Raw genomic sequence first — 21,604 nt, 5'->3', positions numbered from 1 at the left:
TATTCTCGAATTATAGAAATATCTCGTAACAGATCAAGTTTTATTTCGATAAAAATCGAAATAATTTTCAAAAAGGCTATTTTTCAATGACTTAATAAATTACGGTCTTTACATTTGTATTTAGACCACATTTCGATTAATATCGAAATTAAATCTTGAGGAGTTAATATGAACTTAGAAGTCGTAGCGAAAGCACTTAAAGAGTTGGGACACCCTATTCGCCTAACTATTTATAAGAGTGTCGTTAAAGCTGGCTACCAAGGCATTGCAGTCGGCGGCCTACAAGAAGAGCTAGGTATCCCTGGTTCCACCTTGTCTCACCACATTTCAAGCCTAGCGTCTGCAGGCCTCATCAGCCAAAGACGAGAAGGAAGAACCCTATTCTGTGTAGCAGAGTATGAGTGCCTAGAAGGTGTGATTGATTTCTTACAAGACGAGTGTTGCGTAAATGAACAGTGTAACTGATGCACCTTTGAATAGGGCATCTTTGAACTTAGAACAGGTTTGGGCTGAGTATCAGCAAGCGTTAAAGTCATTCTTGCATTCTAAGGTCAACGACACCGCCGATGTAGACGACTTGCTTCAAGAGATCTTGATTAAGACTTATCAGAACTTAGATAAGGTACAAGATGCGAGCAGCGTAAAGTCGTGGCTATTCCAATTAGCCAATCACACGATCATCGACTTATACCGTAAGCACGCTCGACAACAACGTGATAGCCAAATTGATGCTGAAGATCTTTGGTTTACCGATTTAGACCACGACTCTGAATTTAAGCAGCAGCTTTCATTGTGTATTGAACCTTTTATTCAGGCATTGCCAGAACAAAGTTCATCGCTACTGCTTGCGGCCGACATCAAAGGTCAAAGCCAAAAAGAGATCGCAGAAGCGCAGAACGTCAGCTACTCAACGGTAAAATCTCGCGTGCAAAAAAGCCGTGCTGATCTTAAGAACCTGTTTGAAGAGTGTTGTAACTTATCTCTTGATCAACAAGGCAATGTGATTGATTGCGAGCTTAAGCCGAACGCCAGCTGCGGCAAGTGTTAATCGCTACATCGAATCCGTTATTTCAATAGAACAAAGCCAGCAATTGATGCTGGCTTTGTTGTTTTCATAATCTGAAAATCACTCTTTGCTTAAACAAATCTAGAGCTTAAGAGAACCTAGTACTTAAGCGAACCGAACTACGCAGCTTCCGCTTTTACGACCGGTTGATAGCGCCCCGGTTTATGGTTCATTGCCAAAATCAAGTTGGTGACGATTGCGCCCAGTACAGACAACAGAACCAATGACACATCAACAATGAACAGAGAAAGCACAACAATCGTGCAGTCTAATGCCATCTGAACCTTACCTGCTCGAATTCCAAAACGTTCTTGTAAGAACAACGCCAGAATGTTGAAGCCACCTAAGCTCATCTTATGACGGAAGATCACCAGCATGCCGGTACCAATCAAGCCACCACCAAGTAAAGCTGCATACAATGCATGAATTTCGGCAATCTGAATCACGTGATACAAGTGATCCACAGCGAACGAAACAATCGAAACCGCGATAAAGGTATTGATGGTGAAGCGCCAGCCCATACGAGCAACCGACAAAATATAGAAAGGTAAGTTAAGTGCGAAGAACACTTGGCCAAAGCTTAGGTCTGTTACTTTGGTAATGAAGATCGCTAGACCAGCCGTGCCTCCGGTGAGCAAACCGACTTGGTTGAAAAAGATAACGCCGAGTGAAACCAGTGCGCTACCTAAGATCAGTGCCAGTAAGTTTTCGCGAAGGTTATGATCTTTATCCATGTGAATGACTCTCCCTGAATCTTTTAACATCGCGTTTCAGTAGTTTTGAAACGATTTATGCCCAAATTTACGATGTTTGACAGATAAGTCGAGTGAATGGCCAATGTTGATTAGTGATTAGTTTGTATATTAGTTTTTACAGTTTTTTGAAATCTTCAATTAAACAGACAGTTACGATCTTGCATTTGGAATTCAATGCTTAATTACATACTTCTATCTATTAACCAGCAAACTTCGAGTTTTCCTATTTATTGGTGACGTTTCGCCCAAATTCTAACGACGCATAAAATCATGCATAGATCTATGCATAAAACGCATAGACTAAATCACAAATGGTCATTTGATACATACCTCACTCGTCATTATGATGCGCGACTTCTTACAACATTGAGCGCATGTAAACACCGTATGTTTTCACAATCTCTTTTTGCCCAACTGGCCAGAATGACACTATTTCTCGTCATTAGTTTGGTCATTGTGCATCACAGTCAGCCATTGATTGATCTCTTGGCTCAGCATGCCGTGAGCAGTGGATGCCACCAGCAGTCAGCTCATGAGCATTCTGGGCACGAACATCACCATGAGATGACTGACCAACACATGTCAGCGCAAGACCACTCACATCACCACCATTAATTTAAGAGTATTAGAATGAGCATTTTCCGTTTTCCTTTACTGGTATGGCTTGGGATCGGCACACTTATTATCAGTCTAGGGATCAGACAATCATTCGGCATTTTTATGATGCCAATTTCAGAGCATTTCGGCACGGGTCGAGAGTTTTTCAGCTTCGCTATTGCTCTACAAAACCTATTGTTCGGTGTGTTCCAACCTTTTGTTGGTATGGCCGCTGACAAATGGGGAGCAAGACGCATCATTATTGCAGGCGCATGTGCTTACGGTTTGGGTTTACTTCTTACCTCAATTTCTACCGAATCAAGCACGCTTTACGTTTCATTGGGCGCATTGGTTGGCCTTGGACTAAGTGCAACAAGCTATGTGATTGTATTAGGCGCTGTCGCGAAAGTCGTGCCAGCAGAACACGCAGCTAAAGCATTCGGTTTAACCACGGCTGCCGGTTCATTTGGTATGTTCGCGGTGATTCCGGGCGCGCAATACATGTTGAACGAATTCGATTGGCAGAGTGCGATGCAAGTGTTTGGCGTATTGTGTTGCTTGATGATCTCTTTTGCACTGTTCATGCGTGCGCCCAAAGCGGCATCAAGCAAACAGGCTCAAGCAGAAGACAATCAAACATTAAAAGAAGCGTTGTCTGAAGCGTTCTCTAACAAAAGTTACTGGCTGATTCACGCAGGCTTCTTCGTGTGTGGCTTCCACGTGATGTTTATCGCAACGCACTTACCAAGTTACTTAGCAGACAAGAACTTGCCTGCGAGCAGCGCAGCGATGGCACTGGCTTATGTAGGTATCTTCAACATCTTCGGATCTTACTTCTGGGGTGTAATGGGCGATAAGTTCAGTAAGCGTCATGTAATGTCGGCATTGTACTTAGTGCGTACTGTGGTTATTGGTGCGTTTGTGACTCTGCCAGTTACGGAATCAACCGCAGCTATCTTTGGCGCAGCCATTGGTTTCTGTTGGCTAGGTACGGTTCCACTAACGTCGGGCTTAGTTCGCCAAATCTTTGGTGCACGCTACCTATCGACTTTGTATGGCTTGGTGTTCTTCACTCACCAAGTGGGTAGTTTCTTAGGCGCTTGGGTTGGTGGTCGTATTTACGATTACTACGGATCTTACGAGCCAATTTGGTGGTCAACGGTGGTATTAGCATTTGCAGCAGCACTTATCCATTTACCAATCAATGACAAGCCGATTGAGCGCATCAAATTGGCAATGGCTTAACATTTAACGCTGACTCCCCCAGCAGCGAAAATCGATAAGCAATCCAATAAGAGAGCGGATATTGAAAGGAGCACATCCCGAGATATTCGCTCTCTTTTTTATTGACCGTTGAAATCGAAATTATAATTAGGGGCTGTTGACCTTTCGAGCTGGCTTTTGCAGCACTTTGTGGGAAGTTTATACTAGGCAGAGGGTTTGACGTGTAGCTAGCCTACATAAAAAGCCGATAACGCAGTAGAAATGAACCACAAATGCTGCCCGAAGGGTTCGGCTAAAATCGTTTTATGCATTGTTGAAGAATATTTGCTTAGAATGACTAGGCCACATACTCTTCGCCGCGCCTAAAACGATTTTATCTCGAACAAAATTCAACCACGAAAGTTCAATAGCCCCTAGCGAAACTTGCATAAACCTCACTGAATAATAAGACTATTCCTGCTGTTTTACTTTATAGTATTCGTTCGCTCCTTTAGAACTTATCCGCAGGCTTATGGAATACATAGATCAGACCGCTCTTATCGCGATGGCACTCATTTTTGTCGGCTCGTTTGTGCAAACCGCAATCGGCTTTGGCTTGGCTATTGTGGCTGCCCCGTTATTGTTTTTGGTCTCGCCTGACTATGTACCCGCGCCTATCTGTCTTGTTGGTCTTTTCATTTCTGTATTCAACGCGTTTAAACACCGAGCAAATATCTCTATTGGCGGATTGAAAATCGCACTATTGGGCCGAATTCCGGGCTCATTGGCTGGCGGGGCTTTGTTGGTAATGGTATCAACAAGCGTTTTGTCACTGTGGTTAGGCTTATTGGTAGTATTTGCCGTGATTGTTAGCTTACTTCCGTTTAGGTTAGAACCGACGCCTGCCAAAATGGGCATCGCGGGGTTCTTCTCAGGCTTCTTCGGTACCAGTTCAGGCATTGGTGGGCCGCCAATGGCACTACTGCTTCAACACCAAGATGCCAATCAGCTTCGTGGTAACCTTTCTGCGTTTTTTGTGTTTAGTTCTATCATTTCATTACTGGTACAGATCCCGATTGGCTTCTTCACTGTGCACCATTTGATCATCACAATCCCGTTGCTTCCTGCGGCTTGGTTGGGTTACAAAGTGGCGTTATTGACTACGCAAAGCATTCCTAAAGAAAAGATACGTATCGGCTCTTTGTTGCTATGTTTTATCAGCGGCTTTACTGCCATTTGGCAAGGCTTAGCTGGCTAACTCGAAGCAGAAACATCGATAAAACAACAAACACACAGATCCACCACCAAACTATTGAAAGGGCGTTCTATGACATACGATGAGTTCAATACATTCTGTGAATCACAAACCGCCACCAGCTATGTGATGCAGTGGAATAACTCTCACGTTTGGAAAGTGGGAGGGAAAGTGTTTGCCATTGGAGGTTGGGGGCCGAAAGATGAGCCTGCGTTTATCTTCAAAGCGTCCGACCAGAATTTCGATTTTCTCAAAGAAGAACCGGGCTATAAACCCGCGCCCTACTTTGCTTCGCGTGGCATGAAATGGATTCAGCTTTTTGAGAGCACGTCAGAAAGGGATGAGGAGCTGAAATACTACCTCACAGAGTCACACCGAATTGTGTCCTTAGGTTTAACCAAAAAGAAACAAGCAGAACTCGGGCTCAATCAGTAACCAGAATTTCTGCTTGTTAAATATAGATTTATGCACATCTTAAAAACTTAGGCAGCTCTTAAAACCTTAAGACTCTCTTAATAACTGCGGCAATAAAGGTTCTATCTTTTTCGTTGGAATCAGTGGCACCAATAAATAAATTAACCCCGCAAAGGCAATAGACGCCGCTAAATCTTCAGGTCGATGCATACCAAGCCAAACACGGCTATAGGCGACACCACCAGCCCAAACCAACAAACCGCCGACTAGGTAAAAGCGTTTCGCCTCTAGGAACAATCCGCCAAAGAATGCCAAACACACACCGACGAAGATCATGTGTCCAGACGGGAAAGAGTAGTCCGTTTCACCCAACCAATGACGAGTTCTCCAATCGCTGACCTTATCTTGCACAGATTCAATCGCGGCGTTTTTTTCTACCAAAGGCAGCTCATAAAACAGCTCTGGCATTTCAACTACTTCTTGGGTAACCAAATACTCAGTATATGGGCGTGGACTCTCTGTTGATGATTTGAGAAATGTCTTCGCTGCAAAGCTTAATACCAACAAGACACCGAGCTGCAGACAAAGGCTGACTAACTTTGCTTTTGAGAACTTTAGCGTCAACACCAATAAAGAAAGTACCGCGAGTGTGATTAGGAAGCCCTGATTACCCGCAGAGTAAGTCACAAATGTCATCACAGCACCATAGAAAGGCAGAACTGCACTTCCAAGGTCGAAATGAGATCCAAAGATCAGAAAGGGAACGAGAGAATACAGACTTAGAACGAGCAGTAATAAGCCTTTGGATTTGTTAGAGAACAGAGAAGTCATGGCTAAGATCTTTTAGATAAAGTGGTCGGATGCTATCGCAGCTTAGCATCGTCAATATCAATTTTATGTAAAAACGGTCAGTAAGACGTCATGACGTAACATTATTCGGCTATTGGAGATTATTGCCATTGATTCGGTGAACAATGATTTGATCATCAATAACCTTTGCCATCCACTTATACGCATACCGACAGTAAAACCGACCAAAGACCAGCTGTACCGCACTAAACACAACGGTATTGTGTTCTGCTGATAAAGTGAACACTCACCGGGTTAACAGGCCAAAATCTGAAAAACTTTGCTGTCAGTCCTTTAAATCCACTATTGAAAGGATTACCATCTGGTCTGCTTTCAAAGCAAAACAGATTATTAATTTTTATTCTCAGGGCGGGGCGAAATTCCCCACCGGCGGTATGTCCTTAGCAAAATCTAAAGATAAGCCCGCGAGCGCTCGATTCGTCGAGGTCAGCAGATCTGGTGAGATGCCAGAGCCGACGGTTATAGTCCGGATGAGAGAGAATGGAAACACACTCGTTTAAGTTGGAAAGGCGTACTCATTTATTGGGTTCATGCCTCCAACTCGAAAGGGTGCATTTCGTTTTGGATAAAACCATAATGAGCTAAGGTCGACTTATAATGAGTCGGCTTTGTCGTGCTCGGTTGAGATCCCTCATGCAGCCCTGATTCTGGTGATATTTTAGGAGTTTAACCATGAATCAGTCTTCACTACTTGCCGAATTTGGCGAACCAATCACTCGCGTTGAAAACGCACTGCAAGCCCTACGCGAAGGTCGTGGCGTACTTTTACTTGACGATGAAGATCGCGAGAACGAAGGCGACATCATCTACTCAGTAGAACACCTAACCAATGCTCAAATGGCACTTATGATCCGTGAATGCAGCGGCATCGTGTGCTTGTGTCTAACTGACGAGCAAGCAAACCAACTTGAACTTCCACCTATGGTTGTTGATAACAACAGCGCAAACCAAACTGCGTTTACTGTCACTATCGAAGCAAAAGTTGGCGTAACAACAGGCGTTTCTGCCGCTGACCGTGTAACAACGATCAAAACAGCTGCAAACCCAACAGCTAAGCCTACTGACCTAGCTCGCCCTGGCCACGTATTCCCACTGCGTGCTCGCAAAGGTGGTGTACTTGCTCGCCGCGGTCACACAGAAGGTACTGTGGATCTGATGCAAATGGCTGGTCTTCAATCAGCAGGTGTACTGTGTGAAGTCACCAACCCAAACGGCACAATGGCAAAAGCGCCAGAGATCGTTGCTTTCGGTAAACTGCACAACATGCCAGTACTGACCATTGAAGATATGGTGATGTACCGCAACGAGTTCGACCTTAAGCTTGCATAACGTTTAGCCCTCAATGCTGAACACTTAGCAGTTAAGGTAACTACACTGCGAAATGAACACTGAAAGGCCTCACTCTTACTGCTTTTTATAGTTAAAAGCATATAAGGGGTGAGGCCTTTCTAATTTCTGCAGCTTGAAACAAGCCAGAGGTGGATCGTCAAAGTGTCTCTACTTATCGAAACCTCCCCAACCTAATCGTTAGAAAAGCGTAACCTCTCAAAAAATCCTGCAAAATATGAGAAACATTCACCCGAATGGTGAAGTCATGCACCATGATTGATCATCCATGATTAAAGTAAAAACATAAATCAATGAAATATAACACTTATTTATTTTGGCACGGTGTCTGCACTACCACTAAGTAGGTATACAAATGTTAGGAGTTGAATATGTTTGTAGTTATTTCAGTGGGTTTATCCCTATTAGTACTTGCAGCCCTGTTTCATTTCTCAAGGAAGAGACAAACTGCGTTATCACACAGGTTTGAAACCTTAGTTCTACTTAGAGAGCTATTGTTGTTATCACGTAAACATCGCGCTGCAACGCATTACGCTCTGGCGTATAAATTGTCTAGCGACTCGATTCGTAAAGTGAACGAGATTTACGACAACATACTTGAGGTCTCTGAATTGCTTCAATCTCATGTTTCGTTTGATAGTCGCCCTATGTATCGCATCTATCACCTTAAGCTCATTGCCATGCACAGCGACTGGCAAAACCGCAGCTTGGTGCGTAACCAATCGATTCATGGCAAAACAATTCGCCACAGCATGTTCTTGATGGATGAAGTGATGATCATCTGGCTGATCCAGTCTGAGCGAGAAGACATGAGTAGTGAATACCACATGAATTGGCAACAGATCTTAGACTGCATGGAGATCTTGACCAAGCTGAGAATGTGCATACCTGATATGGAGAAGCCTGAGGAGTATGCGAGATTCAAATTCTACGCATCTCAGACACACCGTAAACTCAACCAATTATCGATTATCTGCCCTATCAGCAGTGGGTCACCCATTTGTACACGTGCGATGCATGCACTTACCGAGATCGCATCAAGCACTGAAGCGATCCAACCAGTAGATAGCATGTACGAATTAACCAGTGATATCTCTAGCGTCGTGTCCCAAGTATACGACCAAGTATTATCCGACATTACGAGAAGCTTGTATCAGCCTTTACCAGACATCAACGAAAAGGTGATAAATACTCGATTATCCGTACATCATTACATGTAAAGACTTCGTGAGAGGAGAGCGTGCTGGAACTCTTAATTATTGAGTTCAAATCCGATATCACCATTGATATCGGATTTTTGTATTTATGGGCTTTTAAATTTCTATCGCTATGTATCATTGCCTATGAAGTTTCAAACATCACCAGACTTGATATCGCTAGCCCAAGCTTCTGCCGCAAAATCAATGAACTGACGAACAATCGGAAGCTGGTAACTGCGAGATAGATACACCGCCCAAAGAACGCTGCTTGGCGAAACAAAATCATCCAATATGCGTATCAATTTGCCATTAGCGATCAGTGGATTGGCTAAGTCACAAGGTAAACGAACCACCCCTTTTCCGTGCTGTGCGGCGCGAGTTAGCACCCCAACATCGTTAGCCTTAATGGTGCCAGACACCTCAACCGAATAGTGCTGGTTATCCTTAACAAAATCCCACTTAGAAACATTCAAGTGACGAAAACAATTGTGTTGTCGAAGCGCCTCGACCGTTTCAGGTTCACCATGTTTGTCTAAGTAGGCTTGCGAGGCACACACTACTGAATCAATTACCATTAGCTTTCGTGCAATCAAACTATCGTCAGGTTGATCCGTATAGCGAAGTGCAATATCGATCCTTTCATCCACTAGCTGGGTAAAACGGTCTGAGGCAAACAGTTCGACCGTGATATTAGGGTGGCGGTCGGTGAACTGTTCGACCACATCCAACAACATGTGCTGAGTTAAACCAATGGGGGCAGCAATTCGAATGGTTCCGGAAAGATCATCGGTTTGATTGAGTGAAGTAACTTCTAGCTCAGCGGTCTCATGGAGGATTTTCTCACAGCGCTGCAGAGCGATTTCCCCTGCCGCCGTCAAGCTCACCTTTCGAGTCGTCCTATGTAATAGCCTCTGCTTCAACCACCCTTCTATCTCTTGAACATGACGTGAAACCTGCAACCGACTCATGTCCAAATGCTCAGCCGCTTGGGTGAAGCTGGCACAATTCGCAACTTCGACAAAGCTACGCATTGCCGTCAACCTATCCATCACACTCTCCTTGAGCTGTTTAGCAGCTAATCGAATCTTATTAGATCAATATATAGATACAATCTACATCATTTTTCGATATTTATCGCAACCTAGTGAGCTATTAGACTGCAATGGCTGTCGAGAAAACGACTCAATAAATTAGATAATTGGAGAGACATTATGAAAATTGCAGTATTAGGCGCATCAGGCTGGATTGGTAGTCACATCGCTCAAGAAGCTCAATCTCGTGGTCACGACGTAGTTGCTGTTGTAAGAGATGCAGACCGCGTGGAAACCAAGGGCATTGAAGTTCGTTCATTTGATTTACAAGATGAAGCCGCTAGTCTAGCAAACGCACTATCCGGCGTTGATGCAGTAATTACTTCGATTGGCGGACGTGCTCTGGGTAATCACGAAATCGTAAAAAATACTGCGGCTAAATTGCTGGCAACATTACCGAGCATTGGTATCGAGCGCCTACTTTGGGTTGGTGGTGCAGGCTCACTAGAAGTGGCGCCAAACGTACCGCTAGTGACCGTTCCGGACTTCCCTGCGGATTATAAAAATGAAGCGCTAGCACAGGGTGAAGCTCTTGAAGTGTTCAAGCAATCGAACAGCGAAGTGAACTGGACGTTTGTTAGCCCTGCAGCAGAAATATTCCCGGGTGAGAAACTATCGACCTACCGTACTGGTGGCGACCAGCTGCTCACCGACGAAGATGGCAACAGCAAAATTTCAGTCAGCGATTACGCTATCGCGATGATTGATGAGCTCGAAGCTGGCAAGTTCCCGCGCCAACGTATTGGTGTCGCTTACTAGTCAATTCATATAAAAACTAAAAAAGCCGCTTGTTCAAAACAATGCGGCTTTCTCATATTATATTGAGCATTCCTTTAATCCAATGGCAAGTGACCCGTTTTCACTAGGATAACCGTCTCTTCTTCCACATAAGGGAAATGCTCGCTCATGTGAGGGCTACGCATCCAAGTATGTTTCGGGTACACGCCGTGTTCATCTTTGAAAGTGCCCGACAACACAAAGATCTCTTCTCCACCAAAGTGACGGTGCGGCTGAAAACGTTCGCCAACAGGCCACTTCACTAAAGCGACATGTTCGTGCTCGAACTCATGCAGTGGCATGACTTGTAAGCCACCAATGCCCGGAAGCCACTCCGTTTCTAGCGTATTGATTCGAACTTGAGTTAAGTCTCTCGCGTCAAACTGGTTGAGCTTAACCAAGATCGTGCAGCCATCTTTACTCGATGGAGAATGCGCACTGCCCGGGGGATTACGGATATAAGTGCCCGCAGGGAAATCTCCAGTTTCATCAGAAAATACACCCTCTAATACGAAGATCTCTTCTCCTTGCGGATGTGGGTGTTCGGAGAATGAAGATTGAGGGTCGTATTTCACCACGCTAGTCGTGTGACCTGATTCTTTCTCTTCTCTTTCTAGGGGCTTACGCCACACTCCTTTGGCAGGGCTTGCAACCCAATCTAGTTTATCGGTTTCGATAACCAATCTCTTTGAAAAGTCCATGTTAAGCATAATGACGACCTTACTCTAAATATTGTTTTAATTATGATTGTCTTTCTAGCTTCTATTCTACGCGAATACTCATCAAGGAGGCCATCTCGCTACTATTTTGCCTGCGCGACAGCCACCTAAAAAGAATCCTGATTAATTGCGGCCAGCGATCACGCCACCATCAACATCCCAGATTGCGCCCGTTACCCAATCTGCACTGTCTGACAGTAAGAAAGAGATGCTGTTTGCGATGTCTTTCGGTTGACCCACTCGACCAATAGGATGGAATGCGTTGAAGCCTTCTAGCGCTTGATCTACTTCTTCCGGCTTAATGAATGATTCGTAGATCGGCGTTTTAACTACTGCTGGAGACACTGCATTCACACGAATATTGTGGTCCGCAAGTTCCATTGCCATGTGTTGCGTTAAAGCGTGTAGTCCTGCCTTTGCCATTGAATACGCAGAAGATGGGGTTGCTTTGATCGCTTGCTTCGCCCACATAGAACCGACATTTACCACGTTTCCGCCACCGTTTTTGATCATCAACTTGCTGACAGCTTGAGTGATAAAGAAGGTTGCTTTGTTAAGTTGCATGTATTGCTCGTAATCTGACTCTTGGTGCTCAATAAACGCTTTTGGGTTGAAGTAGCCAGCGGCATTAACAAGGTAACCAATACCCTCTTCAAGTGACTCTAGATGCGCAATAAGATTCGACACACTTGCATCATCATAAAGATTAGCTTGCCAGCCAGTAGCGTGGCCTAGTGATTGAAGTTCTGATACTGCTTTATCTAACTTAGTTGGGTTATTGCCGACAACTAGCACATGGATATTTTGAGCGACTAACTGCTTCGCTGTTTCAAAGCCCATACCACTTGTGCCACCGATTACTACTGCAATACCATTTTTAGTGAAGTTCATTTTGTTATCTCCTAAGTCATGTGAACGTGGTAATCTTAGGCTTTGAACTAACACTATGAATAGTAAGTACAAATCGGTTAGGTAGGTACTTATTGGTACATCTTTATGAAAAATCAGGAAAACTTTTTTTCAAGAAAATCAGCGCCAGAGCGTTCCGCTCGCATGGTAGAGACCATCTACGGTTGTAAATGGTCGCTCACGGTTTACCAATTATTGGCAAATGGCATCAATCGTCCCGGTGAAATGGTACGCTCGGTCGAAGGGTTATCGACCAAGGTCTTGAATGAATGTTTAAAGCGAAATGTAGAGTTTGGGATTTTAGATAAGCAAATGTTCAACGAACTGCCACCAAGAGTGGAATACCAAGTGACACCCTTTGGTGAGAAGTTCTTACTGATTCTGGATCAACTAGAAAGCCTACAAAACGAAATCGACGAGATGTAAGCTCAAGCCGGTCACACTATTAGCAAAATACAGAAAGCACGATTAGCTCACTGGCATTTGTTCAAAGCGACTTTTCACAAAATCAATGAAGGTTCGAATTCGACTTGGTTGATAGCGGTCTCGATGGTAGATCGCTGAAAAGTCCACTTTAGGCACCACCCACTCATCAAACACCTGCTCTAGTTGTCCGTCATTGAGTTCTTGTAAACAATAGATGGTTGGCACACGAATAATCCCGTTGCCCGACTTCGCGCCCTGCACCAACACTCGCCCATTTTTACATTGCAGTCTGCCCGTCACATGCACATCGACCGTTTTCTTAGTATCGTCTGGCGCTTGAAAACTCCACTTACGCACCGATCCCGTTAAGCAGTCATGGTGGATCAGATCTTTAGGGTGATTTGGCTTCCCTTTGCGAGCGAAATACTCAGGACTCGCGAGTGTTCCCATCTCGATGTCTAAAAGCTTTCTTGCGATAAAGCCCGCGTCTTCTAAGCTTCCCATGCGAAAAGCGATATCAAACGCGTCTTCAATCAAGTCGACTCGGTTGCTACTGAAATCAAGACTAATACTGATATCTGGGTAGAGCTGCATAAACTCATTGACCAGATCCGCGATGATCACCTCACCCAAATAACCGCCGACACAGTTTACTTTTATGTCGCCACGTACTTCTTCGACATCGTCCACAGCAGCAATCAGAGCTTGGTCTATATTATCTAAGGCTTGTTCACATCTCGCGTACAGATCTTGCCCTGCGTGCGTCAATCTCAAGGTTCGAGTAGTGCGGATAAACAACGTCACGCCCATCTGCTTTTCTAGACTACTCACTTGGCGTGATACGTGGGAGCGCGACACATCAAGCTCCTCCGCTGCTTTAGTGAAGTTACCTAAACGAGCGATAAGCACGAAAGAACGAATATCAGACAGGTTAATTTGATTGAGCATGGTCGCAAGCTTAGTTGTGAGATTTTAAGATGATGAAGTAATAGAGAGCACATGCTCATTATTGCACCACAGCAACAGTGTTTCAAGTAAAGCGCTATATATCAACAATGCTATTTTCCTTAATATACCTCCATCGCAACGAAGCAAGACAACAAGCACTTGATTCGAATGCACTTAAACAACACGTCGTAGCCAACCGACGCAATAAAAGTACAGAGGAAATAAAATGAAAAAACTAATCGTAATTACAGGTGCAAGCTCTGGTATTGGTGAAGCAATCGCTCGTCGTCTAAGCGATGAAGGTCACCCTCTGCTACTTTTAGCTCGTCGTGTTGACCGCCTTGAAGCACTGAACCTACCAAACTCTCTATCAGTAAAAGTAGACGTGACAGACAAAGCGTCTTTTGATGCAGCAATCGCACAAGGTGAAGCGAAATTTGGCCCTGTAGACGCGCTTATCAACAACGCTGGTGCAATGCTTCTTGGTCAAATCGATACTCAAGATGCTCAAGAGTGGAAGACAATGTTCGACGTGAACGTCATTGGTCTTCTAAACGGCATGCAGTCTGTACTTGCTCCGATGATGGAACGCAACACAGGTACTATCATCAACATCAGCTCAATTGCGGGTAAGAAAACTTTCCCAAGCCACGCAGCTTACTGTGGTACTAAGTTCGCGGTACACGCTATTTCTGAAAACGTTCGTGAAGAAGTTGCTGCTTCAAATGTTCGTGTTACGACTATCGCACCGGGTGCTGTAGAAACAGAACTTCTGTCTCACACAACATCTCAAGAAATCAAAGATGGTTACGACTCTTGGAAAGAAGACATGGGCGGCGTATTGGCAGCTGACGATATCGCTCGCGCGGTATCATTCGCTTACCAACAACCACAGAACGTATGTATCCGTGAAATTGCTCTGGCACCAACTAAGCAGCAGCCATAGGCCTTTGCTATCGCTACTAAATCGGCGATGAAATAAGCAATGTACTAAAAAAGCGCCACTACTTAACAAGTCGTAGCGCTTTTGTTTTAGTGGTAACTATAATTGCAATCGCCACATCAATTTTTACTCATACGTGATTTACTTACGTTCATCGTGAGGTTGTCGATGAAAAGAAAAAAGCGCCCAAGCTGGCTGGTGCTTGAGCGCCTTTTGTAAACTGAATATGTGGATTAGAAGTTGTAACCACCACCAACCATGAATACCCATGGGTCGATATCAACGTCTGTTTTGAACTGTTGACCATTAAACTTATATTTTGCTGTAGTACCAATATCTGCATACCAAACTGATGCGTTCAGGAACCAGTCTTCATTAATCATGTAGTCCATACCAATGTTTGCCGCTAAGCCCCAAGAATCATCAAGAGATAAGTCACTTAAGCCTAGATCTTTCGCTCCTTGGTTTAGTGACTCATCGAAAAATACAGTGTAGTTGATACCCGCACCTACGTAAGGACGGAAATCACTGTTCGCTTGACCAAAGTAGTACTGAACCATAAACGTTGGTGGTAGGTGTTTAGTCTCTGCTATGTCTCCGAGGCCAGTAGCTGAAATGTTATGAGAGAAAGGGCTAGCTGCCAATACTTCAAAACTGATGTTGTCGGTAAACATGTAACCGAAGGTCAAACCAAGTTGAGTATTAGAATCGACACCGAATTTAACTCCAGCTGTATCAAGAACGTCACCGCTGCTGTCGTTTGGAGATACTGTTGCTGCACCTGCACGGATGATGAAATCACCTTCTTTATGAGCAAGAACATTGGTTGACATAAGAGCCGCAATAACCGCAATACCACATACTGTTTTTTTCATTATAATTTCCTTTTGAGGGCTTCATATTATTGGTGAATGAGTAATCATTTCTTATTTTGCGTGCAAGGTAACACACAATAACCCTACTTTATTGATGGAAATCAATTTGTGAAAAGTTATGATTATTTATGTAAATTTATATCGACCTGATCACTTTATTCCTTCATTTTATTGACAGTTTTGTAATGCGACTTTTCCGTGCATCATTTTGTTAATCCAACCCAGTCACTTTGCTCAGATATCTTTGGATCAAAATAGAGCAAGCCAACATCCCGTACGCATCAATTTAGTGCAATCCAACAAGAAATATCCCCTCCTTGTTTAATATTCAATGAGTTACATTTGGCTTAGTGCTTGCAAGTCTATGTTCATAATCATAAATACATTGAGGTTCTGACCATGCAAGACACTCTAACAATCGTTCTGGCCGGCGGTGTTGGCTCTCGGCTTTCTCCCCTCACCGATAACCGCGCAAAACCTGCGGTCCCCTTTGGTGGCAAATATCGAATCATCGATTTCACTCTCGCGAACTGCTTACACTCTGGGCTACGCCAAATTTTGGTGCTGACTCAGTACAAATCACACTCATTGCAAAAACATTTGAGAGATGGTTGGTCGGTGCTTAACCCCGAGCTCGGCGAATACATCACCAATGTTCCCCCACAAATGCGAACCGGTGATAGCTGGTACAGCGGCACTGCCGATGCCATCTATCAAAACTTGTATCTGCTTTCTCGTAGTGAAGCCAAACATGTGGTGGTGTTATCCGGCGACCATATCTATCGCATGGATTACGCGCCAATGCTCAAGCAGCACAAAAAGAACGAGGCTGACCTGACCGTGGCGTGCATGGAGGTTTCGATTGACGAAGCCAAAGAGTTTGGTGTGATGGAAATAGACGAGTCTCTACAAATCAATAACTTTACCGAGAAACCACGTTACCCCGCGTGCGTACCCGGTAGACCAACTCGAAGCATGGCTTCAATGGGGATTTACATCTTTGATAAAGAAGTACTAACACAGGCATTATTGGCAGACGCAGAAGATCCAGACTCAAACCACGATTTTGGCAAAGACATCATTCCTAAGTTAGTCGGCAATAACAGCGTTTACGCGTATAAGTTTGGTGATGAGGAAGGACGTGTGACGCAAGATGCTTACTGGAGAGATGTTGGTACTATCGACTCTTATTACCAATCGAATATGGATCTGTTGAAACCGGCCTCGCCTATCGATTTATACCAACCGGATTGGGCTATTCGCACTTATGAGCCACAACTGCCGCCCGCACGAACCATTGCTTCGGTCGAAGGTAACCAAGGGATATTCATCAACTCGATGATCGCCAATGGTGTTGTGATTGAAGGTGGTTCGGCGCAAAACTCTATCTTCTTCCCAAAAGTGAAAGTCAGCAATGCCGCGATTGTGATTGATAGTATTCTGTTTGAAGATGTTGAGATTGGAAAAAACTGCCACATACAAAACTGCATCATCGATAAGAACGTCAAAGTGCCTGACGGAACCCAGATCGGTGTTGATAGCCTTGCCGACGCCAAACGCTTCCATATATCAAAACAAGGCGTGATTGTGGTGCCCTCTTCTTATCAATTTGAAGAGTAATCTTTGACGTTGGAATAGCTTTTATTTAAACGAGAAAAGGCAGCGAGTTCGCTGTCTTATTATCATTCGAAATAACCTTAACCAAAACCTAAATTCATCCCGCGTTGAAAGAGATTTATAAAACCAGGCTAGAATAAGAATTCGTAAGAATGTTTGATTGAGGCGATAAAGCCTAAGTCCTATAGAAGGCTTAGAGCAATACTTCAAAGATGAGGGATTTTTAAACACGTTTGAAATTCACGAAACATAATATGCGATCAGTTAATCGGACTTTCAAGGGAGTAAGGGGAGATTATTTGATAACACTGAAGTTAATCACACATGTGTACTTTCTCTATTGGTGAATCTATCCGATGTTTGCTACGTTTAAATGACACAGTCATTGGAAAGGTATGATTTATGAAAATAAACGTTCAAACACATCACGTATCAATTAACGACGACTCACGTAAAGACATCGAAGGTAAGTTCGAAAAGATATCAAACCATTTTCCATCACTGATTAGCTGCGACATCATCATTACAAAAGAACACAGCCAATATCAGGTTGAAGTGTTCACCAACTACGAAGGTGTACGTGTAAACGCAAAAGCTACAGATGACGTTATGTATCCAGCTATCGCTTCAGCACTCAAGAAACTTGAAGCAGGCCTAAGTAACCGTAAGGGACAATTGAAAGCCGACCTACACGAGAAGCCAACAAGTACGAAGCCAGAGATTGCTTCAGACATCATCCAAGAGATGAAGTTGGTATAACTCCACAGTAGAAGCTCGCTAATCAATAATAGCAGCGCAAAAGAATTTCAAAGCCAGCACATGTTGCTGGCTTTTTCGATCTATACATCAATTTCCTTGATTTTTCCGACCACCGACCTTCGCTTCCTATATTAGAAATAAGCCCAACTCTATATCGTTTTAACAAACTTATGTCGCTGGCTGCTATAACAATCGCTAGCGGTATTTGATACAGTGATAAGTAGAAATTTAGACAATAAAGGAATGTTTATTATGAAAAAAATCGCGCTAATTCTATTTCTAGCGACTCAACTGATGGCTTGTACAGAAGTGGGCAGTGAAGCTTGGTGTACAGATATGAAAGAAAAGCCGAAAGGCGACTGGACTGCCAATGAAGCCGGTGATTTTGCTAAGCACTGTGTTTTCTAATCACTGTTAAGCGTTAATTAACAACACTTAGTAGCACTGAGTGGAAGACATTTAACAACGAACTGAACACTCCACGCAATACAATAGATCCGAATAAGTGAGTTTGAGGATGGAACACCAACTAGGCAATAACTGGAAGCACATCGAATGGGTATTAACCGATGTTGATGATACGCTCACTTGGCAGGGTTCACTCCCTCCAGAAACATTGATTGCGTTACAAAAGCTAAGAGATAACGGAATTAAAGTGGTCGCAGTAACGGGAGCCTGTGCTGGTTGGTGTGATCATATTGCACAACTATGGCCTGTAGACGCCGTGCTTGGAGAGAACGGCGCCTTCTTATTGGAGAAACAAGATGGTGCATTACAACTCTCATCTGAAACGCCGCTAGAACAAGTGCGCCAGAATCAAGCCAAGCTCAAACAAGAAGTTGAATCGATCTTGCAGAGTTACCCAGACCTATCCCTAACTTTGGATCAATCTTACCGCTTGTGTGAGGTCGCGATTGATATCGGCCAAAACCGTCAACCTGTTGACCCTGAAATAGTGCAAGCGGTACTCGAAAGAATACATGCTTTAGGCGCACACGCGACAGCAAGTTCGATTCATATCAATGCTTGGTATGGCGAGCACTCAAAGAAAAACGCCGTGCACCGTTTCCTTTCGAGTAAAGGCCTATCGCTTGAACAAACCCACAAGCAAGCGTGTTATGTCGGCGATTCAATGAATGATCAACAGATGTTCGAATCACTACCGCTCACCGTTGGCGTGGCTAACATTGAGCATTATTGGGATAAGCTAGATCATCATCCAAGCAAGGTGATGTCACAACCGGGTGGTTATGGGTTTGCAGAATTTGTGGGTTTACTGCTGACGCTTAAAAGTGAGACAGCGAAAAGCTAACCATCCCCTTCTAAACAAGCTTTCTGTCCATTCAAACAACATAAAAAAACGACCGCTAGGTAGACCGAAGTACCTAGGGTCGTTTGAGCTTCAAAATGCTAGATAAGCTCTTAACTTTCACACAACATATTGTCTATATGAGTTTGTTGCGAATGTGGATCACTACAGCTTCTGCAATGATAACCACAGCAAAAATACTCACCAATACCATCGACACTTTTTGCCACTCGAAAAGGTTCTGCGCATCGTTGAGCACTACGCCAATACCACCAGCGCCCACTAAGCCCAATACCGCAGATTCACGCACGTTGATGTCCCAACGGAACAGTACAATTGAGTAGAATGCGGGCATCACTTGCGGCCAATACCCTTTCAGCAGAATGCTCATCCACGAAGCGCCCGTTGCGCGTAAAGCTTCAATAGGCCCCATGTTCACTTCGGCAATGGCTTCCGCTAACAGCTTCCCTACAAAGCCGATACTGCGAATTGCAATTGCCATGATACCTGCGAGAACACCGGGGCCAAATAGTGCGATAAACAGTAATGCCCACACTAGTGAGTTCACTGAACGTGAAGACACAAGGAAGAATTGAGCAACCCAGTTCAACACTTTATTAGGTGTAATGTTCGGTGCGTTTAACAACGCCAAAGGGATCGCAAACACCAAGGTAAATAAGGTACCTAATGTAGCGATGTGCAGCGTCTCAATCATCGCCGCGTGGATCGACTCTGGATAGAAGCCGTAGTCCATTGGTACCATGCGTTCAAACATGTCCGCAAACTGAGCTGGTGCGTCATATAGGAACTCAGGAATCACTTCCACCGTCTGCCAAGACCACACGATGGCGCATACAAGGCTAAGGTAAACGGCAAATCGAGCCACACGTTCGTTGGGTGTAAAACGCTGCCACTCTCTATCAATAGATGCAGTTGTCATTAGAAGATTCTCCTAACAATGTTGGAAAGAAATTCACCGACAAGAATCAGCGCGATGATCGTTATCAAAATAGCAGCGACAAAGTCGTAGTCGAAACGTTGGAATGCCGAGAATAACGTCCCACCAAGGCCGCCCGCGCCAACGATACCCACCATAGTTGAGTTACGTAAATTCGAGTCCAACTGGTAGCTAGCGAAGCCAATAAAACGAGTAAACACCTGCGGCATTACCGCATACAGAATCACACTGATGAAGCTAGCGCCGGTCGCTTTAATCGCTTCAACAGGCTTGAAAGAGATCTCTTCAATCGCTTCTGCGAACAGCTTGGCAATAAAACCAATCGATGCGAACACCAAGGTCAGAATCCCAGCCAGGGCACCAAAACCCACCGCTTTTACAAACAAGATTGCGATGATCACTGGATGAAAAGAGCGACACAGTGCGATAAAGCCCCGAATAGGTGTCGATACAATCGAAGGCATCATGTTTCTTGCAGCAAGTAAGCCAAGAAACAGCGAAATGATGATGCCGAAGAAACTCGAAATGATCGCTATCTGTAAGCTCTCTGCTAAGCCGCTTAGCAGTAGATTAGTACGCGAGAAATCTGGCGGAAACATTCTTGATAGTAACCGCTCACTCTCACCAAAACCGATGACCAAACGATCAAAAGTCAGCCCTAACGTCGAGAAACTGTAAAACAGATACGCAACTATCGCAGCGATGATTGCTCGGTTAGTCCATGAGGTTTTGAACGGGTTTTCATGCTTCGCTGGCGACTGGTTTGACGATGCACTTGGCGATGAGCTTGGGGTTAATCCAGCCATGATTCACCCCCATAGATGATTTTTAGATCTTCCTCTGAAATGCCTTCAGGGCTGCCGTCGTAATGTACTTTGCCATTACACATGCCGATGATGCGTTTGGCGTAACGCTTGGCTAAGTTGACATCGTGGATGTTAACCAACACAGGGATGTTCTTCTGCTCGGCGAAAGTTTCCATCAGCTCCATGATCTCAACCGCGGTTTTCGGGTCGAGTGATGACGTTGGTTCATCCGCTAATAAGATATATGGGTCTTGCATGACTGCGCGAGCGATACCGACACGCTGTCTTTGGCCGCCTGACAAACTGTCGGCACGTTGGTTTGCAAAGTCTTGTAGGCCTACAAATTCAAGTAACTCGAACGCTTTTGCTAAGTCTTGTGGAGAATAGTTACGACGCCACGCATTCCAAGCCGTCATGTAACCCAAACGGCCGCTTAACACGTTCTCGATAACCGTTAAACGTTCCACGAGGTTATATTCTTGGAACACCATGCCGATGTGTCGACGTTGTTTACGTAGCGCTTGGCCTTTTAATTGAGTCAGGTCTGCGCCATCAAAAATGATTTCGCCTTGGCTTGGATCATTGAGGCGGTTGATACAGCGCAGAAGCGTACTTTTACCGGTACCAGATGGACCAATGATCGCGATGATGCCTGGCTCATCGATATCAATATTAATGCCTTTAAGGATTGGCTTGCCTGCGACATATTCGTGGAAAAGGTTGTTTATCTTTATTCCTTCATAGCTTGCTACGGCCATACT

Annotated in this window: 25 protein-coding genes and 1 riboswitch; of the genes, 14 read left to right on the top strand and 11 right to left on the bottom strand. The window is 44.3% G+C overall.

Annotated features, from left to right (window positions below):
• The first annotated feature begins 168 nt into the window (after positions 1-168).
• Both CWO13_RS04680 and sigZ read left to right on the top strand, forming a co-directional pair.
• Positions 169-465: an ArsR/SmtB family transcription factor gene (locus CWO13_RS04680; protein WP_004733042.1), complete on the top strand. Its 297-nt coding sequence runs from the start codon at positions 169-171 to the stop codon at positions 463-465.
• Complete coding sequence (gene sigZ, locus CWO13_RS04675; protein WP_108082605.1) at positions 449-1,048, top strand: RNA polymerase sigma factor SigZ; 600 nt, start codon at positions 449-451, stop codon at positions 1,046-1,048. Before CWO13_RS04680 ends, sigZ begins: the two co-directional genes overlap by 17 nt.
• A 137-nt stretch (positions 1,049-1,185) precedes the next feature.
• Here the strand turns inward: sigZ and CWO13_RS04670 are convergent, their stop codons facing one another.
• Both CWO13_RS04670 and CWO13_RS23755 read right to left on the bottom strand, forming a co-directional pair.
• Positions 1,186-1,800, bottom strand: coding sequence for a YitT family protein (locus CWO13_RS04670; protein ID WP_017065874.1), 615 nt, complete (start codon positions 1,798-1,800; stop codon positions 1,186-1,188).
• 472 nt (positions 1,801-2,272) lie between these two features.
• On the bottom strand, positions 2,273-2,422 hold the full coding sequence (locus CWO13_RS23755) for a hypothetical protein (RefSeq protein WP_170960876.1): 150 nt from the start codon (positions 2,420-2,422) through the stop codon (positions 2,273-2,275).
• A 29-nt stretch (positions 2,423-2,451) separates the two neighbouring features.
• Between CWO13_RS23755 and CWO13_RS04665 the strand changes: the two genes are divergently transcribed.
• The 3 genes from CWO13_RS04665 (at position 2,452) to CWO13_RS04650 (ending at position 5,311) form a co-directional block, all read left to right on the top strand.
• On the top strand, positions 2,452-3,663 hold the full coding sequence (locus tag CWO13_RS04665) for an MFS transporter (protein ID WP_108082604.1): 1,212 nt from the start codon (positions 2,452-2,454) through the stop codon (positions 3,661-3,663).
• 490 nt (positions 3,664-4,153) lie between these two features.
• The gene (locus CWO13_RS04655; RefSeq protein WP_170960797.1) at positions 4,154-4,879 is read left to right on the top strand and encodes a sulfite exporter TauE/SafE family protein; all 726 of its coding nucleotides are present in this window, start codon (positions 4,154-4,156) and stop codon (positions 4,877-4,879) included.
• Positions 4,880-4,948: 69 nt separating this feature from the next.
• Positions 4,949-5,311, top strand: a complete 363-nt coding sequence (locus CWO13_RS04650) for an MmcQ/YjbR family DNA-binding protein (protein WP_048659032.1) — start codon at positions 4,949-4,951, stop codon at positions 5,309-5,311.
• Between the two features lie 66 nt (positions 5,312-5,377).
• On the opposite strand, the gene CWO13_RS04645 is transcribed toward CWO13_RS04650, so the two are convergent.
• A complete protein-coding gene (locus tag CWO13_RS04645) occupies positions 5,378-6,121 on the bottom strand; it encodes a phosphatase PAP2 family protein (protein ID WP_102432025.1) in 744 nt (247 codons plus the stop codon).
• Positions 6,122-6,495: 374 nt separating this feature from the next.
• A riboswitch (FMN riboswitch) is annotated at positions 6,496-6,646 on the top strand.
• Between the two features lie 186 nt (positions 6,647-6,832).
• Here CWO13_RS04645 and ribB point away from each other — a divergent pair.
• Both ribB and CWO13_RS04635 read left to right on the top strand, forming a co-directional pair.
• A complete protein-coding gene (ribB, locus tag CWO13_RS04640) occupies positions 6,833-7,489 on the top strand; it encodes a 3,4-dihydroxy-2-butanone-4-phosphate synthase (protein WP_102320907.1) in 657 nt (218 codons plus the stop codon).
• 389 nt (positions 7,490-7,878) lie between these two features.
• Positions 7,879-8,727 carry a hypothetical protein gene (locus CWO13_RS04635; protein WP_102432023.1) on the top strand — a complete coding sequence of 283 codons (849 nt, stop codon included), beginning with the start codon at positions 7,879-7,881 and terminating at the stop codon, positions 8,725-8,727.
• Positions 8,728-8,858: 131 nt separating this feature from the next.
• Here the strand turns inward: CWO13_RS04635 and CWO13_RS04630 are convergent, their stop codons facing one another.
• Positions 8,859-9,755 carry a LysR family transcriptional regulator gene (locus tag CWO13_RS04630; RefSeq protein WP_102478405.1) on the bottom strand — a complete coding sequence of 299 codons (897 nt, stop codon included), beginning with the start codon at positions 9,753-9,755 and terminating at the stop codon, positions 8,859-8,861.
• A 162-nt stretch (positions 9,756-9,917) separates the two neighbouring features.
• Between CWO13_RS04630 and CWO13_RS04625 the strand changes: the two genes are divergently transcribed.
• Positions 9,918-10,556 carry an NAD(P)-dependent oxidoreductase gene (locus CWO13_RS04625; RefSeq protein ID WP_048659028.1) on the top strand — a complete coding sequence of 213 codons (639 nt, stop codon included), beginning with the start codon at positions 9,918-9,920 and terminating at the stop codon, positions 10,554-10,556.
• Between the two features lie 74 nt (positions 10,557-10,630).
• Here CWO13_RS04625 and CWO13_RS04620 read toward each other — a convergent pair whose 3' ends face one another.
• Both CWO13_RS04620 and CWO13_RS04615 read right to left on the bottom strand, forming a co-directional pair.
• Positions 10,631-11,284: a cupin domain-containing protein gene (locus tag CWO13_RS04620; protein WP_057623834.1), complete on the bottom strand. Its 654-nt coding sequence runs from the start codon at positions 11,282-11,284 to the stop codon at positions 10,631-10,633.
• Positions 11,285-11,416: 132 nt separating this feature from the next.
• On the bottom strand, positions 11,417-12,184 hold the full coding sequence (locus CWO13_RS04615) for an SDR family NAD(P)-dependent oxidoreductase (protein WP_048659026.1): 768 nt from the start codon (positions 12,182-12,184) through the stop codon (positions 11,417-11,419).
• Between the two features lie 105 nt (positions 12,185-12,289).
• Here CWO13_RS04615 and CWO13_RS04610 point away from each other — a divergent pair, with 105 nt between their 5' ends.
• Positions 12,290-12,628, top strand: coding sequence for a winged helix-turn-helix transcriptional regulator (locus CWO13_RS04610; RefSeq protein ID WP_004741127.1), 339 nt, complete (start codon positions 12,290-12,292; stop codon positions 12,626-12,628).
• Between the two features lie 42 nt (positions 12,629-12,670).
• Here the strand turns inward: CWO13_RS04610 and CWO13_RS04605 are convergent, their stop codons facing one another.
• Positions 12,671-13,576 (bottom strand): LysR family transcriptional regulator, encoded by a 906-nt coding sequence (locus tag CWO13_RS04605; RefSeq protein ID WP_102478403.1) that lies wholly within the window; start codon positions 13,574-13,576, stop codon positions 12,671-12,673.
• 226 nt (positions 13,577-13,802) lie between these two features.
• On the opposite strand from CWO13_RS04605, the gene CWO13_RS04600 reads away from it, so the two are divergent.
• A complete protein-coding gene (locus CWO13_RS04600) occupies positions 13,803-14,522 on the top strand; it encodes an SDR family oxidoreductase (RefSeq protein WP_010433036.1) in 720 nt (239 codons plus the stop codon).
• Positions 14,523-14,752: 230 nt separating this feature from the next.
• Here the strand turns inward: CWO13_RS04600 and ompW are convergent, their stop codons facing one another.
• Positions 14,753-15,394 (bottom strand): outer membrane protein OmpW, encoded by a 642-nt coding sequence (ompW, locus tag CWO13_RS04595; RefSeq protein WP_102432020.1) that lies wholly within the window; start codon positions 15,392-15,394, stop codon positions 14,753-14,755.
• Positions 15,395-15,793: 399 nt separating this feature from the next.
• Here ompW and glgC point away from each other — a divergent pair, with 399 nt between their 5' ends.
• From glgC to CWO13_RS04575, 4 genes are all read left to right on the top strand, one after another.
• Positions 15,794-17,014, top strand: coding sequence for a glucose-1-phosphate adenylyltransferase (gene glgC / locus CWO13_RS04590; RefSeq protein WP_048659023.1), 1,221 nt, complete (start codon positions 15,794-15,796; stop codon positions 17,012-17,014).
• Positions 17,015-17,413: 399 nt separating this feature from the next.
• Positions 17,414-17,770, top strand: coding sequence for a ribosome hibernation-promoting factor, HPF/YfiA family (gene hpf / locus CWO13_RS04585; RefSeq protein WP_102432019.1), 357 nt, complete (start codon positions 17,414-17,416; stop codon positions 17,768-17,770).
• A gap of 252 nt (positions 17,771-18,022) precedes the next feature.
• Positions 18,023-18,178, top strand: coding sequence for a DUF3012 domain-containing protein (locus tag CWO13_RS04580; RefSeq protein WP_004732998.1), 156 nt, complete (start codon positions 18,023-18,025; stop codon positions 18,176-18,178).
• 109 nt (positions 18,179-18,287) lie between these two features.
• Positions 18,288-19,082: an HAD-IIB family hydrolase gene (locus CWO13_RS04575; RefSeq protein WP_102432018.1), complete on the top strand. Its 795-nt coding sequence runs from the start codon at positions 18,288-18,290 to the stop codon at positions 19,080-19,082.
• 133 nt (positions 19,083-19,215) lie between these two features.
• Here CWO13_RS04575 and phnE (CWO13_RS04570) read toward each other — a convergent pair whose 3' ends face one another.
• From phnE (CWO13_RS04570) to phnC, 3 genes are read right to left on the bottom strand one after another with little or no spacing between them, the layout of a single operon-like run.
• Complete coding sequence (gene phnE, locus CWO13_RS04570) at positions 19,216-20,019, bottom strand: phosphonate ABC transporter, permease protein PhnE (protein ID WP_050653254.1); 804 nt, start codon at positions 20,017-20,019, stop codon at positions 19,216-19,218.
• A complete protein-coding gene (phnE, locus tag CWO13_RS04565) occupies positions 20,019-20,843 on the bottom strand; it encodes a phosphonate ABC transporter, permease protein PhnE (protein ID WP_048663775.1) in 825 nt (274 codons plus the stop codon). Before phnE (CWO13_RS04565) ends, phnE (CWO13_RS04570) begins: the two co-directional genes overlap by 1 nt.
• Complete coding sequence (phnC, locus tag CWO13_RS04560) at positions 20,831-21,601, bottom strand: phosphonate ABC transporter ATP-binding protein (RefSeq protein ID WP_048663776.1); 771 nt, start codon at positions 21,599-21,601, stop codon at positions 20,831-20,833. The genes phnE (CWO13_RS04565) and phnC overlap by 13 nt, the downstream gene beginning before the upstream one ends.
• Between the last annotated feature and the right edge of the window lie 3 nt (positions 21,602-21,604).

The sequence above is a fragment of the Vibrio sp. ZF 223 genome, from assembly GCF_003050585.1.
GTDB lineage: Bacteria > Pseudomonadota > Gammaproteobacteria > Enterobacterales > Vibrionaceae > Vibrio > Vibrio crassostreae.
This window is presented reverse-complemented; position numbering and strand designations above follow the sequence as displayed.